Below are 17,860 nucleotides of genomic sequence, written 5' to 3' on the forward strand. Positions count from 1 at the left end.
GCTGACGATTTGAATCAGGGTGTAGGATTATCTGTATGATTTTAAAAGAAAAGCCGCGTCATGAAAGATGCGGCTTCTGAGACAAGAATGGTGGTTAAGCTGCGACGAGCATTTTACGATCTGCTCGCTCCTGCTGCGGCGAACGTCCATAAAGTTCACGATAGCACTTGGAAAAATGCGACGCGGAAACGAAGCCACACGCGACCGCCACTTCGACCACTGGCATGGATGATTGCAGCAACAGATGACGCGCTCTGTCGAGGCGTATTTCCAAATAATAGCGCGCGGGGGAACGGCCCATTTCCTGACGGAAGAGACGTTCGACCTGGCGACGCGATAGGCCAATATTATGGGCCACGTCGATAAGCGCTTCCGGTTCTGAAAGATTGGCCTCCATCATTTCGATGATGGTGAGTATCTTCGAATTCTGAATACCGAGACGTGCACGCAGCGGCAGACGCTGACGATCATGCGGATTACGGACACGGTCGGTGAGAGCCTGTTCGCAAATTCGATTGACCAGATTATCATCGAAATCATCGCCGATAAGCTTCAGCATCATGTCGAGCGCCGCCGTTCCACCTGCGCATGTGTAGATGTTGCTGTCGACCTCGAAGAGATCGGCATAGACCTCGGCCTTTGGAAAGGCTTCTGAAAAGCCGGGCAGGTTTTCCCAGTGAATGGCACAGCGTTTGCCGGAAAGAAGGCCGGCTGCCGCAAGAATGTGCGCCCCGGTACAAAGACCGCCGACCGCAACGCCGCGGTTATATTCCTCTCGGAGCCACGCGAAGACTGACTTGTTGCGGAACTCTTCGACATAGACGCCGGAGCAGACAAACACCATAGATGGGCGTTGTTCGCGCTGCAAAAAGCGGCGCTCATCTTCCAGCGACGCATTGACCGCACACTCCACGTCATTGGATGCTTTAACCGGTTTGCCATCGGTGGAGGTGAGCCGCCAGCGATAGGCCTCATAGCCCAGCATTCGATTAGCAATACGCAGCGGTTCAATCGCTGTCGCGAATGCGATCATCGAGAAGTCAGGGACCAGAAAAAAAACAATAGACCGCTTAATCGATGAAGCTTGATTCATAGCCTGATCGTTCCCATTCTCGAAAGCCTTTACTGCGGTTCCCGACGCAGTCCAGGCTTTGTGCCTCCGTCATGACATTGGAACCTCGTTCAGGCCCAGTCACCCGGTCGCATTTTGACCGGTTAGCCTGTCGCTCCAGCCCGGATTTATAGGGGGTAGGCTATGACGCAAACAGGATAGATATATTGAGACATAGAACTTTCAGATTGCATAGTGCGGCTAAATGCCTGCCGTATATTGGCACCTATATGTCGCTAAATTGAGGGCAGGGCATATCCTGCCCTCAATTGCCTTTTCGCGCCCCTGTCAGGAAGGCTTTTTTGGTATGCCTGGGAGGCGGTCATCAACGTTTGGCCAGCCGATATCATGCAGGATATGTTCGGGTAGTGCTTCCAGCGCACGACGGCTGCGCGTGATACGGCGTTGATAAGCCCATGTGGCGTACAATTGCACGATTGCCGTACGAGCCTGCTCCAAGCGACTTAGAAATGCTGGCAGGTTTGATGCATTTCTTTCCTGCACCACTTCACATTGAATGCTCATTTTCGTTCTCCTGATCAAAAATAGAGATCGAGCGGTTGTTGCAGTCAGAGTGATCTCAATTGTTAGAGAGTGTGCTTCCGTCTTGACGTTCAATCAAACGAAATATAGAAAGGTATAACATCAGAAAAATTGAACTAACAAAAAGCGGAGTCCATTATGACAGCGCCGGTTCAGCATCCACTGCCTATGCTCGATATTGATGTGCTGCGTACATTTGCAGCCATTGCAGATACGGGCAGCTTTTCGGCGGCAGCAAATGTGGTGTTTCGCACGCCTTCAGCCGTTTCGATGCAAATCAAGAAACTTGAGGAACAACTCGGTGTCGCGGTCTTTGAGCGCGACGCTCGGTCTGTGACACTGACCAGCGACGGCGAAGTGCTGCTTGGCTATGCACGGCGTTTGCTTGCTCTCAATCGCGAAGCAGTGGCAAAATTTGTGGCCCCGACCGTTACAGGCGTGGTTCGGCTCGGTTCGCCGGATGACATCGGGGAATGCGTCTTGCCGCTCGTATTGAAGCGCTTTGCTGAAACCCATCCGGGCGTGACTGTCGATGTGGTGATTGATCAGAGCAGCAATTTGCGCAAGCGGTTGGACGAACGTCGTCTGGATGTGACGCTGATCAATCTTTCGCATACGGTTCCAAGCAAAGGCGATATCGAAGTATTGCTTGATGAGGAACTGGTTTGGGCTGGAGCCAAATGCGGCACCGCCTATCGCCGTGATCCGTTACCGCTTTCGATATGGGAAGAGGGCTGTGCTTGGCGGGGAAATGCTCTGGAAGCTCTTGAGAAGTCTGGCCGTCCTTACCGCATCGCTTATATGAGCTCTCACTCAACAGGCCAGCGGGCTGCGATCATGGCTGATCTTGCGATTGCGCCTTTCGGGAAAACTTTGCTTGGTGAGGGGATTGTTGCGCTAGGCGCCGAACATGATCTTCCGCAGCTTGGACGTTATCAGCTTGGGATGATTATCAAGCCTGATGCGCGACACCATATCCAAGTGGTTGCCGAACATTTGCGCAATGTATTCGAAGCCTATCGCCGTAGCGGTCGTTTCGATACTTTTCGTAATACGTGAGCGGGTACACAAATCTTGGGAGGTTTTGCCCATTCATTCTCTTGCCAGCGAATAAACCTGCGCTAGTTTCTTATGTGACAGCCGACTAACGGCTTCACCGCCAGAATACCGGGCAACTCACGTCAGGTAGTTTGGGAGGCATATATGGTTGAATTGCTTATCTCAATGGAGAGACTGTTATGAAGCTATCCCGCATTGTCCCCGTTGCAATCGTTCTTTGTGCTTTCACGCTCGCATCTTGCGCGAATACCGTGCGCGGCGTTGGGCGCGACGTTAAAGGCACAGCACATGCTGTGCAGGAAACAGTGGAATAAAGCAAAATGGTCCGGGTTCGTTACCCGGACCATTTTCTTGATAGGCTCCAGTTAAGGTTGAATTTCTGGAAGCGTTCTATCTATTTGTTTTTGAGCATTTGTCTCAAACAAAACTGCCACGCACTTTTCCTAGAAACGCGTTAATTCTGCAAGAAATAACTCACGGTTATATTCATATCCGGACGGGTTTTGTATGCGATCTTAGTTGTTGTGATTCCTGTTTCAGGGATCTTGATCTGCGCTTCATTGATAAGCGCTTCTATGCGCTCGTTAGGCGTTGCATCTCCAAACCACATCACCAACGTAGGTCTCGCCGCATTTGCTGCGCCAAAAGGCGTTTCAGGATGGATGACCTGAAGCGATGGATCGAACAGGCGGAAGTTCCCGGGTATCTGGGCATTATCCGTAAGTATTGTCTTAAACTCACCCTGATGCTTCACTTCATCGTAAAGCCGCTGATATTCCAGTTGTCCATAAGGCGGCGTGCTTGAGCCATATGTCAGATAGTAGGCAAGAATGGGCGGCACGATCAGTGCCGCAACAACGCTGACTCTCGCAAAATCTCTTAGGGCATTACTGCCGGTGCGATAATGCGAAAACCAGGCGGCGGTCGCTGCAGGCAACAAGAACAGCACGGGTTGCAGCCAGCGATCTTTAATGTTGTTGACGCCTGCAGCAACCACGCCAAAAAGCACGATCAACATACCGATCACCAGTAGGTGACGCATGAATGTTTCGCCGGGTGTGAATGGTTTTGGCGGCGATGTACGTTCTTTGAAATGTATAAGTGCGATAATGCCAGCAATCGCGAGCGCTACGATTGAAAACAGAAATGCTGCTTCAACGAAACTGCCAACGCCGTGCAAACGATCAGCGAAAAGATCACCGGAAGCGCCGATTTGCAGCTTGGCAGATCGTGCAATGACGCTTGATTTATGCGCCAGCATCCACAAACCAGTCGGCGCAAAGGAAATGCCGAAAGCAATGATTGTGACGAGCGACAGCTTGGAAAGCAGAATTCTTCTATATTCGGGAACAGACAGACCGGTGGCAATCAGCATGACAACGAAAATCGATGCATTGAATTTGCCCAGAATGGCCGCCGTCATGGTAATTCCGAGTACGGCTGCCGAGCCCACATGACGGGAACGCATGTGCCATGCGAAAGCCAGAAAGGCCCAACCACACCCTGCTGTGCCTGCGATGGAATGCGTTAGTGCCCGCTGTGATTCCCAGCCGATCTGCGGAACAAGAAACAGTCCCAGCATTGATGCGGATGCAACAACGCGCGAGAAACCCAGCAGACGCATTGCGCCGAACACGCTGAGGAACAAGCTTGCAAGCATGCCGAATTTGACGATTTGCAGTGTCAGCATCGAGGTGCCTAGCACCGAGGCAGCGATATTTGTTATCCATGTATAGAGCGGAGGCTGCGAGCCGCCATATCCCCAATCAAGATAACCAATATTGGCGAGTTGCTCGGCATCATCAAGGCCTGCACCATTTGACACAAACGTTACCAAAACCGCCTGAAAAGCGAAGTAACAAAGGACAAATAGTACTGCCGTCGGCAGACCGAAGGTATTTTTTCCGGCTGAAGGCGCCGTTATTGGTTTTGTTGTATTCAAAATCTATAGGTCCCAGAAAGAATAAGGTTTTTGTTCGGCTAGCAAGCAGCGGTTAGCTTTCACAGGATTATGGCCTTAATTCAATCGAAGCAGCTAATTCTTATGCAAAAATCACGTATAATTTATGATTAATAACAATGGCAAAAACCGCGCTGCCTCGTCAGGTGCACGGTCTTGCCAAAAACGCATGGCGTTCCCGCCAAACAATACACAGGCGGGAGAGACTGAAGCTCCGGTACGCAGTACCAAATCCGGAGCATCGAGAAGGTTTAACCCGTCTCTTGCTCCCTTTTAGCCCAACATCGTTACCGGACGGTTATCAGATACTTAAGCAAATCTAAACAAAGCGAGTTTTTTCGCTTTTCCGGAGAAAAACTGCATCAGTCTCCAGTTTTGGTTGCGCGTAGAAAGTTGATGATACTGGAAAAATCTTCTCCGCCATGACCGTCTTTGTCAAAGCGGCTGTACAGTTCTTCCGCGTGTGCACCCAAGGGGGTGGCTGCACCAGAGCTTTTTGCGGCTTCCTGTGAAAGCTTCAGGTCTTTCAACATTAACGCTGCGGCGAAGCCGGGTTTGTAATCACGATTGGCTGGCGAGGTTGGCACTGGGCCGGGTACCGGGCAGTAGGTTGTCAGCGACCAGCACTGACCTGACGAAGTTGAGGCCACGTCGAATAACGCCTGATGGGAAAGGCCTAGTTTTTCCGCCAGAACAAACGCCTCGCTGACACCAATCATGGAAATGCCGAGGATCATGTTGTTGCAGATCTTGGCTGCCTGTCCCGCACCATCGCCACCGCAATGCACGATTTTGCCAGCCATAGGTTTGAGAATTGGCTCTGCTTTATCAAATGCACCTTCTCTGCCGCCTGCCATGAAGGTGAGGGTGCCTGCTGCAGCTCCGCCTGTTCCGCCCGATACGGGTGCATCAACGGAAAGGTGCCCGTGTTTGGCTGCGATCTCATGGGCCTTGCGCGCCGAATCAACATCAATTGTCGAACAATCGATGAAAACTGAATCTTTTCGGGCTTTAGGCGCGATGTCTTCATAAACGGAAAGAACATGTTTACCCGCAGGCAGCATGGTGATGACCGCGTCGACATCAGCGACGGCTTCAGCTGCGCTGGCGGCGATTGAAAGGCCGTTCGCTTTCGCTTCTTCCAGATGCGCTGGCAATAAATCGAAGCCAACAACTTGATGCCCGGCTTTCACCAGATTTGCGGCCATTGGACCGCCCATATTGCCGAGGCCGATGAAAGCGATAGTGGCCATGATTTCCTCCTTAGAAGCATTTGAGCCAAAAGTGCGAAGCGGTTTTGCATTGGATAATGCGTAAAAACAAAAAGTTAGAGCGGTTCCGACGATTTAGTCCCAACCGGAACCGCTCTAAATTATATGTATCAGCGTCCGATCATCTGGCGCGCGATGATAACGCGCATGATCTCGTTGGTGCCTTCCAGGATCTGGTGAACGCGCAGATCGCGGACAAGCTTTTCGATGCCGTAATCGTGCAGATAGCCGTAGCCGCCCAAAAGCTGCAGCGCATCATTGGTGACATCAAAGCCTGTGTCTGTCACAAAACGCTTAGCCATAGCGGACCATTTGCCTGCATCGTGGGTTTTGCGGTCGAGTTTGCTCGCGGCGGTGTAAAGGAGCTGGCGTGCCGCAGACAGCTCTGTTTCCATGTCGGCAAGCCGAAATTGCAATGCCTGAAAACGATCAATCGTCTGGCCGAATGCTTTGCGCTGGCCTGAATACTCAAGTGCCTTGTTAAGAGCTGATTGCGCGCCGCCCAGCGAGCAAGCGGCGATGTTCAGCCTTCCGCCATCAAGTCCGGCCATCGCAATCTTGAAGCCGGTACCTTCATCGCCCAAAAGATTGGTGACCGGAATGCGGCAATTATCGTAGATGACTGTTCGGGTGGGCTGCATATTCCAGCCCATTTTGTGCTCGTTTGCTCCAAAAGACAGGCCGGGTGCATCTTTCGGCACAACGAGAGTGGAAATTCCTTTCGGGCCGTCCTCCCCGGTACGCACCATAGTCACGTAAAGGTCAGTCGCGCCTGCGCCCGAAATGAACTGCTTGGTTCCGTTGATGACATAGTGGTCGCCGTCGCGCTCGGCACGCGTGCGAAGGGCTGCTGCGTCGGAACCGGAACCAGGCTCGGTAAGACAGTAGCTTGCGAGCGTTTCCATAGATGTAAGTTTGGGCAGGAACATCTGGCGCTGGTTTTCATCGCCAAATGTGTCGATCATCCATGCAGCCATATTGTGTATGGAAATAAACGCTGAAAAAGCAGGACAAGCTTCGGCCAAAGCCTCAAAAATAAGGACTGCATCCGAGCGCTTGAGCGCTGAGCCGCCGACATCGTCGCGCACATAAATGCCGCCCATCCCCAGAGGGCCGGTTTCTTTAATGACGTCTATGGGAAAGTGTTTGTCACGATCCCATTGCAGCGCATGAGGCGCTACAAAATCGGCAGCAAAACCACGCGCCATCTCCTGAATAGCGAGTTGGTCTTCGTTGAGTTCGAATTGATTCTGGTCCGCCGTATCCATGGTTTCCTCCCTATGAGCACCGCGCTTCCTATGGCGACTAGACCACAACCTTGTCAGACTGCCAACGCCCTATTGGAATAATGTTGCTCACTTTTGTAATAATCGGATGCGCATTTTTGCATATAAACTTGCGGAAAGGAGCAGCGATTGCCAGTCGTAGAAACTTGGGATAGGCACGGGGCATGACACGCGCGATCATGTTTCAGGGAACGGGTTCGGATGTCGGCAAAAGCGTGCTTGTTGCAGGTCTTTGCCGGGTTGCTCGCAATCGCGGACTGAAAGTCCGGCCATTTAAGCCACAGAATATGTCCAATAATGCAGCCGTCAGTGACGATGGCGGCGAAATTGGCCGCGCACAGTGGCTGCAGGCATTGGCCTGCGGTGTACCATCATCTTTTCACATGAACCCGGTTCTTTTGAAACCGCAGACCGATATGGGCAGTCAGGTGATTGTTCAGGGGCAGGTGCGGGGCGAGGCACGCGGCCGCTATTATCAACAGTTGAAGCCGCAACTAATGGCGGCGGTGATGGAATCTTTCGCAAAGGTCAGCGACGGTGCTGATCTTGTGCTGATCGAAGGGGCCGGTTCGCCTGCCGAGATCAATTTGCGCGCTGGTGACATCGCCAATATGGGCTTTGCGACGCAAGCCAATGTGCCGGTAGTGCTGGTGGGTGACATTGACCGGGGCGGGGTGATTGCCTCACTGGTCGGCACGCACACAATTTTGTCAGAAGAAGACCGTGTGATGGTGCGTGGGTTTCTCATCAATAAGTTTCGCGGTGATATTTCGCTGTTCGATGATGGCTTGACTGCGATCACAGACTTTACCGGTTGGCGTTCTTTCGGCGTTGTCCCGTGGCTCAAAGCAGTGTCGCGTTTGCCAGCAGAAGATTCGGTCGTGCTGGAACGGGCAACGCGCGGTGATGCCAAGGCGCTGAAAGTAGCAGTGCCAATGCTGCCGCGTATCGCCAACTTCGATGATCTGGACCCACTTAAGGCGGAAGCACAGGTTGAAGTTGTCATGGTTCCGCCTGGTCAGCCTTTGCCCAATGACGCAGGCCTTGTCGTTCTGCCGGGAACAAAGTCCACGATAGCCGATTTGATTGCCTTCCGAGAAAACGGCTGGGAGCGTGATCTTCGTGCTCATGTGCGACGCGGGGGGTATGTTCTTGGCATTTGTGGCGGGTTTCAGATGCTTGGAAGCCGCATCAGTGATCCTGACGGTATCGAAGGGCAGGTTCGCGAGATTGAAGGGCTTGGATTGCTCGATGTTGAGACAGTCATGGAGCCGGAAAAAGTAGTGCGCAATGTCGCGGCTCGCTCGATGCTTTTTGATACAGCCCTTGAAGGTTACGAAATCCATATAGGCCGCAGCATAAGCAGCACGGGGAGCGCAGATATTATTCGACCGTTTGCCCGGATAGATGACCATGATGACGGAGCGGTATCAGCGAATGGCCGGATCATGGGCACTTATCTGCATGGTGTGTTCGGTGCCGATGCATACAGACACCAGTTTCTGGCTTCTCTCGGCGTCAGTAGTTCGGGCATAAACTATCGCGCGAGCATAGAAGCAGCACTTGATGAGCTGGCCGACGGATTGGAGCGGTGTCTCGATATCGATGTGCTGTTCGCACTCGATTGACGCCGTCATAGCGAAAGCCTAGTGTCCTTTTACGCAATAGGTTTTTGCCGGGACGAATCTCGGCAATACCAAAAGGGAATGCGACGGACGGACCCATATCGGGCGTCTTTATCGCAGCCGACCCCGCGACTGTAGAACGGAGAGGGATGAGACAGGCCGGGCAACCGGCAACCACTGGAAACCATCGACTGGTTTCTGGGAAGGTGCTTCACTCCTTACGACCCGTGAGCCAGGAGACCTGCCTGCTGCGTGAAGGACATTGTGTCCGTACCCCATGGGAGGTTTTCCCTGCTGCCTGCACGGAGGTTGTCATGGCTGCGCGTAAAGAAAATTCACTTTCAACTACCCTCCCTCTACCCCTTGCTGCTCGTCTTGGTACGGCGGTGGTGTCGCTTATGCTCGGCGCGTTCCTGATCTACGGCGTCGGTCTTGCGCATTCAGATACGCTGCATGATTCGGCGCATGACACGCGTCATTCCTACGGCTTTCCCTGCCACTAAGCTGCTCGATCAAGCTTTTACGATTTGGTGCATTGAAACGCTCGATGGTGGACGGCCATCTGAGCGAAATTGCTGTTGAGGGTATGAAATGTTGATCCGTTATTTGTTGGCTACGCTTGCTGCGGGCCTTTTGGCTGGGCTTTTGGTCACGCCTGCGATGTATCTAAAGACTGTGCCGCTGATCATTCAGGCGGAAACCTATGAAGACGCCGGTGGCGGTCATAGCCATGGTGATGTGGAAGCTGCCGCGCCACATGATCATGCTGCTGCTGCGCCTGCAGCCAGCGAAGGCGAAGAAGCTGGAGCCGAACTGCCATTTGGCCGTCTCGGCAACACGGTTCTTGCCAATCTTGTCGCGGGCGCAGGCTTTGCGCTGTTGCTTGGCGGTGTTGCATTGCTGCTTGGCCGACGTATCACGCCGCAAAACGGCATTTTCTGGGGGATGGCCGGTTTCTTTGCGATCGCATTTCTGCCAGCTCTTGGGCTTTCGCCGGAATTGCCGGCTATGCCTGCTGCAGATTTGGCGCAACGTCAGCTCTGGTGGCTTTCAACAGTCGTTCTGAGCGGTGTCGGCATTTATTTGCTGGTTCTTCGCGGCGAGGTCATTTCCAAGATCCTTGGTCTGGTTCTGATCGTTGCGCCGCATCTTTACGGCGCGCCGCATCCTGAAGATATTTCCTCGCCAATTCCATCGCTGCTTGCCTCGCAATATGCTGTCGCGTCTCTTGCGACCAATCTCTTCATGTGGGCGGTAATCGGTCTGGCACTTGGCTGGTTCATTCAGACTTACGCAAAATCGGAAGTCGAAGGCTGATAAACATGGCTTCGCCCGGAAATGAAAATGCAAAAATCACATTCGTTCTTGGCGGAGCCCGCTCAGGAAAATCGTCGTTTGCGGAGACAATGGTTGAGTCGTCCGGGCTTCAGCCTGTTTATCTGGCGACAGGACGTGCGTTCGATTCTGAAATGGAAAGCCGTATCGTAACGCATCGCGACCGGCGTGGTCCGCAATGGCAAACGCAAGAAGAGCCGCTTGATCTTGTGGGCGCTCTTGAAAAACATACAGGTAATGACCGCTTCGTGCTGGTTGATTGCCTGACGCTCTGGATCACCAACCTGATGATGGCAGAGCAGGACATCGCGAATGCAACTGATGTTCTCGTTGCCACACTACCAAAGCTTTCCGGCCCGGTTGCCTTCGTCTCCAATGAGGTAGGGCTGGGCATTGTGCCGGAAAATCGTATGGCGCGGGAATTTCGCGACCATGTCGGTTTTTTGCATCAGGCGGTGGCTACAGCGGCAGATGAAGTTTATTTTCTGGCGGCAGGATTGCCGCTCAAAATGAAGGGATAATTCGATGCATGGTCAGAAGATACCGGCAACCGTGATCACGGGATTCTTAGGTTCTGGCAAGACAACGATGATCCGCAACCTGTTGGAAAATGCCAATGGCAAGCGGATTGCGCTCATTATCAATGAGTTTGGTGATCTGGGCGTTGATGGCGGTATTTTGAAAGGTTGCGGCATCGAGACTTGCCGCGAGGAAGATATCATTGAGCTGAACAATGGCTGCATCTGCTGCACCGTGGCAGACGATTTTATCCCAACAATGACCAAGCTTTTGGATCGTGCAGATCGTCCTGATCATATCGTCATTGAAACTTCGGGTCTTGCCCTGCCGCAGCCGTTGGTCGCAGCCTTCAACTGGCCGGAAATCAAGACACAGGTCACAGTCGATGGTGTGGTGACTGTGATTGATGCTGCAGCCGTTGCCGAAGGTCGTTTTGCTGACGATCACGACAAGGTCGATGCGCAGCGTGCGGCGGACGAATCTCTTGATCATGAAAGCCCTTTAGAGGAACTTTTTGAGGACCAGATTCATGCGGCTGACCTCATCGTTCTAAATAAGTCTGATCTTATCGATGCGGCCAAGCTTGATCAGGTGAAAGCCGATGTGGCAGAGCGTTCATCGCGCCGCGTCAACATGGTGCCTGCAAGTTTCGGCAAGCTCGGTGCCGATGTACTGCTCGGTCTTGGTGTGGGCACGGAAGACGATATTGCCAATCGCAAATCGCATCATGAAATCCATCATGCTGATGGTCATGAGCATGATCACGATGAGTTCGAGAGCTTTATTGTTGAGGCCGGATCGGTTGCCGATCCAAAGGCTTTTGCAGAAAAGCTAAAGACTGTCATCGCCGATCACGATGTTCTGCGTCTTAAGGGCTTTGTCGATGTACCGGGCAAGCCGATGCGTTTGGTTGTGCAGGCAGTTGGTCCGCGTATCGAACATTATTTCGATCGCCCATGGGGTGCTGGCGAGGAGCGCAAAACGCGCCTCGTCGTCATCGGTCTACATGACATTGATGAAGTGGCAATTGCCGAAGCGGTGAAAGACGCCGCTTAATCCATGCATCTTTTACTTGCCCAGAAAGGTACGATTAACGACGGCAACGAGGCCATCGATCTTGGCCAGACGCCGGGTGACATACTGTTCCTTTCCGCTGCCGACACCGAATTGGCCAGTCTTGCCCAAGCTAATAAGCTTGTGCAGGGCGGGCCAAGCATACGGCCAAGTCTGAGACTCGCCAATTTCTTGAGTCTCACGCATCCGATGTCGGTTGATAGCTATGTGGAGCGCACGGCGCGCCATGCAAAGCTGATCGTGGTGCGCATCATAGGCGGCGAGACTTACTGGCCTTATGGGCTTGAGGCATTGCATGCGTCCGCGCTTGCGCATGGGGCAAAAATTGTTGTGCTGCCGGGAGATGACAAGCCCGATTATGGTTTGGACAGGTTTTCCAATGTGTCTAGCGCAGAACGCGAGGCGCTTTGGCATTATTTGATTGAAGGCGGAACGGCGAATACGATCGCGTTTCTGAGCTATTGCACTGCCCTGATTTCAGATTCCGAAAAACCGGAAGAAGCAGCACCGCTACTGAAAGCGGGACTGTGGTGGCCGGATGATACGGTGTCGTCGCTTGATAGCATCAAACGTCATTGGCCGGATGCAGACGCGCCAGTTGCTGTAATTATCTTTTATCGTGCTCTGGTGCAAAGCGGTCAGGCGCAGCCGGTAGAGGCTTTGGTTGAGGGCTTGAAGGCGCAAGGGCTCAATCCGCTGCCGATTTTCGTTTCAAGCCTCAAGGACCGGCTGTCTGCTGCCGTTGTGGATGGGGTGTTTGAAGATTGCACTCCGGATATTGTGCTCAATGCCACCGGCTTTGCGATTTCTTCGCCGGGGGCAGAGCGTAAGCCGACTGTGCTTGATAAGCGCGGCAATATGGTTTTGCAGGTGATTTTTTCCGGTACGCCAAAGGCTGTCTGGGAGACATCGCAGCAGGGTCTGCTTGCACGTGATCTCGCGATGAATGTCGCACTTCCAGAAGTTGACGGACGTGTGTTGTCTCGCGCCGTCTCGTTCAAATCTGCGAAGCAATTCGATGCATCGGTCGAAGCCAATATCGTCACCCATGAGCCGGATGAAGGCCGCGTTGCTTTCGTGGCAGAGCTTGCCGCGCGTTGGGTGCGGTTGAAACGCAAGAAATCGCATGAGCGTCGTGTTGCGCTGATCCTTGCCAATTATCCCAATCGCGATGGACGGCTCGGCAATGGCGTAGGTCTTGATACGCCTGCGGGAACGGTTGAAGTGTTGCGTGCCATGAAAGGCGAGGGCTATGTGGTCGGTGATATTCCAGCCGATAGCGATGCCTTGATGCGGGCTTTAATGGCTGGCCCAACCAACGCCGCACGTGACGGGCGTGAAATCCGCGAAACCATTTCGCTTAATCAATACAAGCGTTTCTTCGAAACACTTCCCAATGCGATTCAAGATGAAGTGACCGCGCGTTGGGGAGAGCCGGAGAACGATCCTTATTTCGCGAATGAGCTTGATGCCTTCGCTTTGCCGCTTATGCGCTTTGGTGAAACGCATGTCGGCATTCAGCCAGCACGCGGGTATAATATCGATCCGAAGGAAACCTATCATTCGCCCGATCTAGTGCCCCCGCATGGCTATATTGCTTTTTATGCCTATTTGCGTGAAGTGGCGGCGATCGATGCCATTGTCCATATGGGCAAGCATGGCAATCTGGAATGGCTGCCCGGAAAGGCTTTGGCGCTCTCCGAAAACTGCTATCCCGAAGCGGTATTCGGCCCTATGCCGCATGTCTATCCATTTATCGTCAATGATCCGGGCGAAGGCACACAGGCCAAGCGCCGTGCAAGTGCTGTGATCATCGATCATCTGACGCCGCCTTTGACACGTGCGGAAAGCTATGGGCCTCTTAAAGACCTCGAAGCGCTGGTCGATGAATATTACGAGGCGTCGGGTGTAGATCCGCGTCGCCTCTTGCGGCTGAAAGGCCAGATACTCGATCTGGTGCGTGATATTGGCCTTGATCGTGATGCGGGTATTCATGCCCATGACGATGAAGACATGGCGCTGCAAAAGCTTGACGCCTATCTCTGCGACCTCAAGGAAATGCAGATCCGCGATGGCCTGCATATTTTCGGACTGGCGCCAGAAGGGCGATTGCTTACCGATCTTCTGGTCGCTCTGGCACGTGTGCCGCGCGGCATACCGCTCTCGCTTGGCGGGTTGTCCGGCGATCAGAGCCTGCAAAGAGCAATAGCCCGTGATGCCGGGCTTGGTGAGGGTTTTGATCCACTCGATTGTGTGATGTCTGACGCCTGGTTGGGGCCAAAGCCAGAATTGCTGGTCGCGGCAAGTCCTGCCAGTTGGCGTATAGCTGGCGATACGGTCGAACGCATTGAACTGCTGGCAGCGCAATTTGTTGCTGGCGAAGTTGAGTGCCCGACTGATTGGATTGAGACGCTGGCCGTTCTGCACTCTATCAATACGCATTTGCGGTCCAAGGTGGTGGCGTGCGGTCCTTCGGAAATTGACGGATTTCTGTCTGCGATCTCCGGGCGGTTTGTTCCGCCGGGGCCATCTGGTGCGCCGACGCGTGGACGGCCTGATGTGTTGCCGACAGGGCGGAATTTCTTCTCAACCGATAGTCGCGCCGTGCCAACCCCGGCCGCGTGGGAGTTGGGACGTAAATCTGCAGAACTGCTGATCACGCGTTACACGCAGGATCACGGCGAATGGCCGACTTCGTTTGGCTTGACCGCGTGGGGCACGTCCAATATGCGCACGGGCGGCGATGATATTGCGCAGGCCTTGGCGCTCATCGGCGTGAAGCCGGTTTGGGATATGGCCTCTCGCCGTGTCACAGGCTACGAAATCGTGCCTTTGGCGAAGCTTGGTCGTCCGCGTGTGGATGTGACTTTGCGCATTTCCGGTTTTTTCCGCGATGCGTTTCCAGAGCAGATCGCGCTGTTTGATAAGGCTGTACGCGCTGTCGGTGCGCTGGATGAAGACGCAGAAGACAACCCCATTGCTGCACGGATAATGGCCGAGCGCGAGCGCCTGATTGCAAGTGGTGCGGATGAAAAGACGGCAGACCGTCGCGCAGGCTATCGCGTATTTGGCTCAAAGCCGGGGGCTTATGGTGCGGGCTTGCAGGCATTGATCGATGAAAAAGGCTGGGCTGGCCGCAACGATCTTGCCGAAGCCTGGCTGGTGTGGGGCGGTTATGCCTATGGCGCTGGCGAAGACGGGCAGGCCGAGCGGGGGCTTCTTGAAGAGCGCCTTCGTTCCGTGCAGGCCGTGGTGCAAAATCAGGATAATCGCGAGCATGATCTGCTCGATAGTGACGATTATTATCAGTTTGAAGGCGGAATGGCCGCAACTGTCGAGAAGCTGACTGGCTCAATGCCGGAGGTTTATCACAATGACCATTCTCGACCCGAAAAACCGGTAATCCGCACACTGGAAGAAGAGCTTTCGCGTGTGGTGCGTGGACGTGCTGCAAACCCCAAATGGATCGCTGGCGTGATGCGTCATGGGTATAAAGGCGCGGCTGAAATTGCTGCCACTGTTGATTATCTCTTTGCCTTTGCGGCCACGACCGGCAAAGTCGGCAATCATCATTTCGAGGTGGTCTATCAAGCCTATATCGTTGATAAGGCCGTGCAGGATTTTATGCTGGATAAAAATCCTGCGGCGCTTGCCGAGACAGCCGCAAAACTCAATGAAGCGATTGAGCGTGGTTTCTGGGCGCCGCGTTCTAACTCGGCGCGGTTTGAGTTGGGAAATCTTATGAAACTGATTCCAGAAAGGGTGCTAAATGGCTGAGAAATCTGCAAAACTTCTTTCGATGACGGAAGAGGAGCTCAATGCCCGCCACGCAGATAAAATGCGCAAGAAGAAGGTTGCACGCGACAAGATACAGGCCACCAAGACTGAAGAAAAAGGGCTTGTGATTATCAATACCGGCAAGGGCAAGGGCAAGTCGACGGCTGGTTTTGGCATGGTTTTCCGCGCGCTTGGCCATGGTATGAAGATAGGTATTGTTCAGTTCGTCAAAGGTTCATGGGATACCGGCGAACGTTGGGTGCTGGAGAAGTTTCCCGAGCAGGTGACGATTTCTGCGCTTGGCGAAGGCTTCACGTGGGAAACACAGGACCGTGTCCGCGACATTGAAATGGCGCGCGGTGCATGGGAGCAGGCCAAGGCGATGATCATGGATGAAAGCTATGACATGGTGTTGTGCGACGAACTCAACATCGTGCTGCGTTATGATTATCTGCCCGTTGAGGAAGTGATCGATGTGCTGAACGCCAAGCCGGAAATGAAACATGTCATTATCACTGGCCGCAATGCCAAGGATGAACTTATCGAAGCGGCAGACCTTGTCACCGAAATGGAAATGATCAAACATCCGTTTCGTTCGGGCGTGAGAGCACAAAAAGGTATCGAGTTCTGATTATGGTAGCGAGCTGGCAATTCTGGGCATTGATGTCGGCAGTCTTCGCGGCATTGACCGCGATTTTCGCGAAAATCGGTATTCAGGGCATCAATTCAGATTTTGCCACACTGGTCCGTACGCTGGTCATTATCGGTGCATTGTGCCTGTTCCTGACCATCACCGGACAGTGGCAAAAGCCCGGTGATATTTCCGCAAGGTCATGGCTGTTTCTTGTGTTGTCGGGCTTAGCCACCGGCGCGTCATGGCTTGCCTATTTCCGCGCCTTACAGATTGGTGATGCAGCGCGCGTTGCACCCGTCGATAAACTTTCGGTGGTGCTTGTTGCGCTGTTTGGTGCTGCCTTTCTTGGCGAGCGCATGACGGCCATCAACTGGTTTGGCATTGTGCTAATCGGCTGTGGCGTCGTTCTCGTAGCGTTGCGGGTTTAAAGGCCAAGCCATTGGCGTAGAGGATTGGTTCCGTCCATCAGCAGACGAACCGCGAGTGCTAAACTGACGACAATCAGCAATGGCTTGATGATGCGGGAGCCGATCTTCATGGCAAGGCTTGCGCCAATCTGCGCGCCTATGAACTGCGCAATGCCCATGCAGATGCCGATTTTCCAGTTGATGACGCCCACAAGTGCAAATGTGGCGAAGCCGCCGACATTGGATGCGCAGTTAAGTAGCTTTGTGTGGGCGGTGGCTTTCAGGACGCCAAAGCCCGCCAGCGCCACAAATGCCAGCATGAAAAACGAGCCCGTGCCGGGGCCGAACAAGCCATCATAAAAGCCGATCAGCGGGACAATTGTAACGCCAAACAGAAATGGACCGATGCGACGCGCGCGGTCGACGTCGCCTAAGCTTGGTTTCACGGCAAAATAGATTGCGATGGCAATCAAGAGCATTGGCAATGCAGCACGCATGATATCGACCGGCAGCACCGTCGCCAGCAATGCGCCAAAGATTGAGCCAATGAGCGATGCGAGAGCTTCCGGCCATAGCTCCCTGATATTCACGTGCCCCTTACGGGCATAAGCGATTGTTGCGGACGACGATCCAAACAGACCTTGCAGCTTGTTTGTCCCGAGTGCTTCAACAGGTGGAATGCCAGCTAACAGTAAAGCCGGGATCGTAATCATCCCGCCACCGCCTGCGATAGAATCGATGATGCCCGCAATAAAAGCGGCCATTGTCAGAAGGAGCGTTAAGGTGTCGAAGAATTCAAGCATGGGGGGATTCCGGGATGAGATGGCGCAACATAGAACAGACAATCCTGTTGCGCCAGCCGGAGTGCGACATAGAGCATTTCTGGATTAAAGGATTTCCAACAAAAAGTGCGAAGCGATTTTGCGTTGAATAATGCGTAAAAACAAACAGTTATAGCGGTTCCAACGATTCAGTCTTAACTGGAGCCGCGGTAAGTTTATTCATTATACCAAGGCGGCTCAAGATGCTGACGCATCACGCCTTGAAAATGTTCAATCGCCACACGGGCTTAACCAAAGTCCGATGAGTCTTACTCAATGAACTTTGATATTAGAAATGCTCTATCTATTTGTTTTACGCACATCTCGGTCCGAAAACCGGTTCCCACTTTTCCGGATGTGCTCCAGGCGTTTCCGAAAATCCTTGGCTGTTGCATCGTGACGCTTGCGTTGTTTACTGGTTCGGGCATCATTAGAAAA

The 17,860-nt window shown here is 53.2% G+C and carries 16 protein-coding genes and 1 riboswitch; of the genes, 10 read left to right on the plus strand and 6 right to left on the minus strand.

Annotated elements, in window-relative coordinates; all coding sequences use genetic code 11:
• Positions 1–94: 94 nt before the first annotated feature.
• Positions 95–1,093, minus strand: coding sequence for a GlxA family transcriptional regulator (locus QBD00_RS02265; protein WP_264231139.1), 999 nt, complete (start codon positions 1,091–1,093; stop codon positions 95–97).
• Between the two features lie 306 nt (positions 1,094–1,399).
• Positions 1,400–1,636: a DUF1127 domain-containing protein gene (locus QBD00_RS02270; protein ID WP_151093796.1), complete on the minus strand. Its 237-nt coding sequence runs from the start codon at positions 1,634–1,636 to the stop codon at positions 1,400–1,402.
• Positions 1,637–1,792: 156 nt separating this feature from the next.
• Here QBD00_RS02270 and QBD00_RS02275 point away from each other — a divergent pair, with 156 nt between their 5' ends.
• Together QBD00_RS02275 and QBD00_RS02280 are read left to right on the plus strand one after the other, a co-directional pair.
• Positions 1,793–2,713, plus strand: coding sequence for a LysR family transcriptional regulator (locus tag QBD00_RS02275; RefSeq protein WP_318578555.1), 921 nt, complete (start codon positions 1,793–1,795; stop codon positions 2,711–2,713).
• 179 nt (positions 2,714–2,892) lie between these two features.
• Complete coding sequence (locus QBD00_RS02280) at positions 2,893–3,027, plus strand: entericidin A/B family lipoprotein (RefSeq protein WP_007875604.1); 135 nt, start codon at positions 2,893–2,895, stop codon at positions 3,025–3,027.
• Positions 3,028–3,167: 140 nt separating this feature from the next.
• Here the strand turns inward: QBD00_RS02280 and QBD00_RS02285 are convergent, their stop codons facing one another.
• From QBD00_RS02285 to QBD00_RS02295, 3 genes are all read right to left on the minus strand, one after another.
• Entirely contained in the window at positions 3,168–4,538 is a 1,371-nt protein-coding gene (locus tag QBD00_RS02285; RefSeq protein WP_318578556.1) for a glycosyltransferase family 39 protein, read from the minus strand.
• Between the two features lie 497 nt (positions 4,539–5,035).
• The gene (mmsB, locus tag QBD00_RS02290; protein ID WP_095446881.1) at positions 5,036–5,926 is read right to left on the minus strand and encodes a 3-hydroxyisobutyrate dehydrogenase; all 891 of its coding nucleotides are present in this window, start codon (positions 5,924–5,926) and stop codon (positions 5,036–5,038) included.
• 128 nt (positions 5,927–6,054) lie between these two features.
• Entirely contained in the window at positions 6,055–7,212 is a 1,158-nt protein-coding gene (locus QBD00_RS02295) for an isobutyryl-CoA dehydrogenase (RefSeq protein WP_318578557.1), read from the minus strand.
• Between the two features lie 182 nt (positions 7,213–7,394).
• Here QBD00_RS02295 and QBD00_RS02300 point away from each other — a divergent pair, with 182 nt between their 5' ends.
• From QBD00_RS02300 to QBD00_RS02335, 8 genes are all read left to right on the plus strand, one after another.
• The gene (locus tag QBD00_RS02300) at positions 7,395–8,858 is read left to right on the plus strand and encodes a cobyric acid synthase (protein WP_318578558.1); all 1,464 of its coding nucleotides are present in this window, start codon (positions 7,395–7,397) and stop codon (positions 8,856–8,858) included.
• A 21-nt stretch (positions 8,859–8,879) separates the two neighbouring features.
• Positions 8,880–9,119, plus strand: a riboswitch (cobalamin riboswitch).
• Between the two features lie 50 nt (positions 9,120–9,169).
• Positions 9,170–9,358: a CbtB domain-containing protein gene (locus tag QBD00_RS02305; protein WP_095446878.1), complete on the plus strand. Its 189-nt coding sequence runs from the start codon at positions 9,170–9,172 to the stop codon at positions 9,356–9,358.
• Between the two features lie 88 nt (positions 9,359–9,446).
• Positions 9,447–10,172, plus strand: a complete 726-nt coding sequence (locus QBD00_RS02310) for a CbtA family protein (RefSeq protein ID WP_095446877.1) — start codon at positions 9,447–9,449, stop codon at positions 10,170–10,172.
• Positions 10,173–10,177: 5 nt separating this feature from the next.
• Positions 10,178–10,711, plus strand: a complete 534-nt coding sequence (gene cobU / locus QBD00_RS02315) for a bifunctional adenosylcobinamide kinase/adenosylcobinamide-phosphate guanylyltransferase (RefSeq protein WP_318578559.1) — start codon at positions 10,178–10,180, stop codon at positions 10,709–10,711.
• Positions 10,712–10,715: 4 nt separating this feature from the next.
• Positions 10,716–11,765: a cobalamin biosynthesis protein CobW gene (gene cobW, locus QBD00_RS02320; RefSeq protein ID WP_095446875.1), complete on the plus strand. Its 1,050-nt coding sequence runs from the start codon at positions 10,716–10,718 to the stop codon at positions 11,763–11,765.
• Positions 11,766–11,768: 3 nt separating this feature from the next.
• Positions 11,769–15,560 (plus strand): cobaltochelatase subunit CobN, encoded by a 3,792-nt coding sequence (gene cobN, locus QBD00_RS02325; protein ID WP_318578560.1) that lies wholly within the window; start codon positions 11,769–11,771, stop codon positions 15,558–15,560.
• Entirely contained in the window at positions 15,553–16,191 is a 639-nt protein-coding gene (gene cobO / locus QBD00_RS02330) for a cob(I)yrinic acid a,c-diamide adenosyltransferase (protein WP_095446873.1), read from the plus strand. Before cobN ends, cobO begins: the two co-directional genes overlap by 8 nt.
• A 2-nt stretch (positions 16,192–16,193) precedes the next feature.
• Positions 16,194–16,622 carry an EamA family transporter gene (locus QBD00_RS02335; RefSeq protein WP_095446872.1) on the plus strand — a complete coding sequence of 143 codons (429 nt, stop codon included), beginning with the start codon at positions 16,194–16,196 and terminating at the stop codon, positions 16,620–16,622.
• Here QBD00_RS02335 and QBD00_RS02340 read toward each other — a convergent pair.
• Positions 16,619–17,404, minus strand: a complete 786-nt coding sequence (locus QBD00_RS02340) for a TSUP family transporter (protein ID WP_095446871.1) — start codon at positions 17,402–17,404, stop codon at positions 16,619–16,621. The genes QBD00_RS02335 and QBD00_RS02340 overlap by 4 nt on opposite strands.
• Between the last annotated feature and the right edge of the window lie 456 nt (positions 17,405–17,860).

The organism is Ochrobactrum sp. AN78, assembly GCF_029909885.1.
Classification (GTDB): Bacteria; Pseudomonadota; Alphaproteobacteria; order Rhizobiales; family Rhizobiaceae; genus Brucella; species Brucella quorumnocens.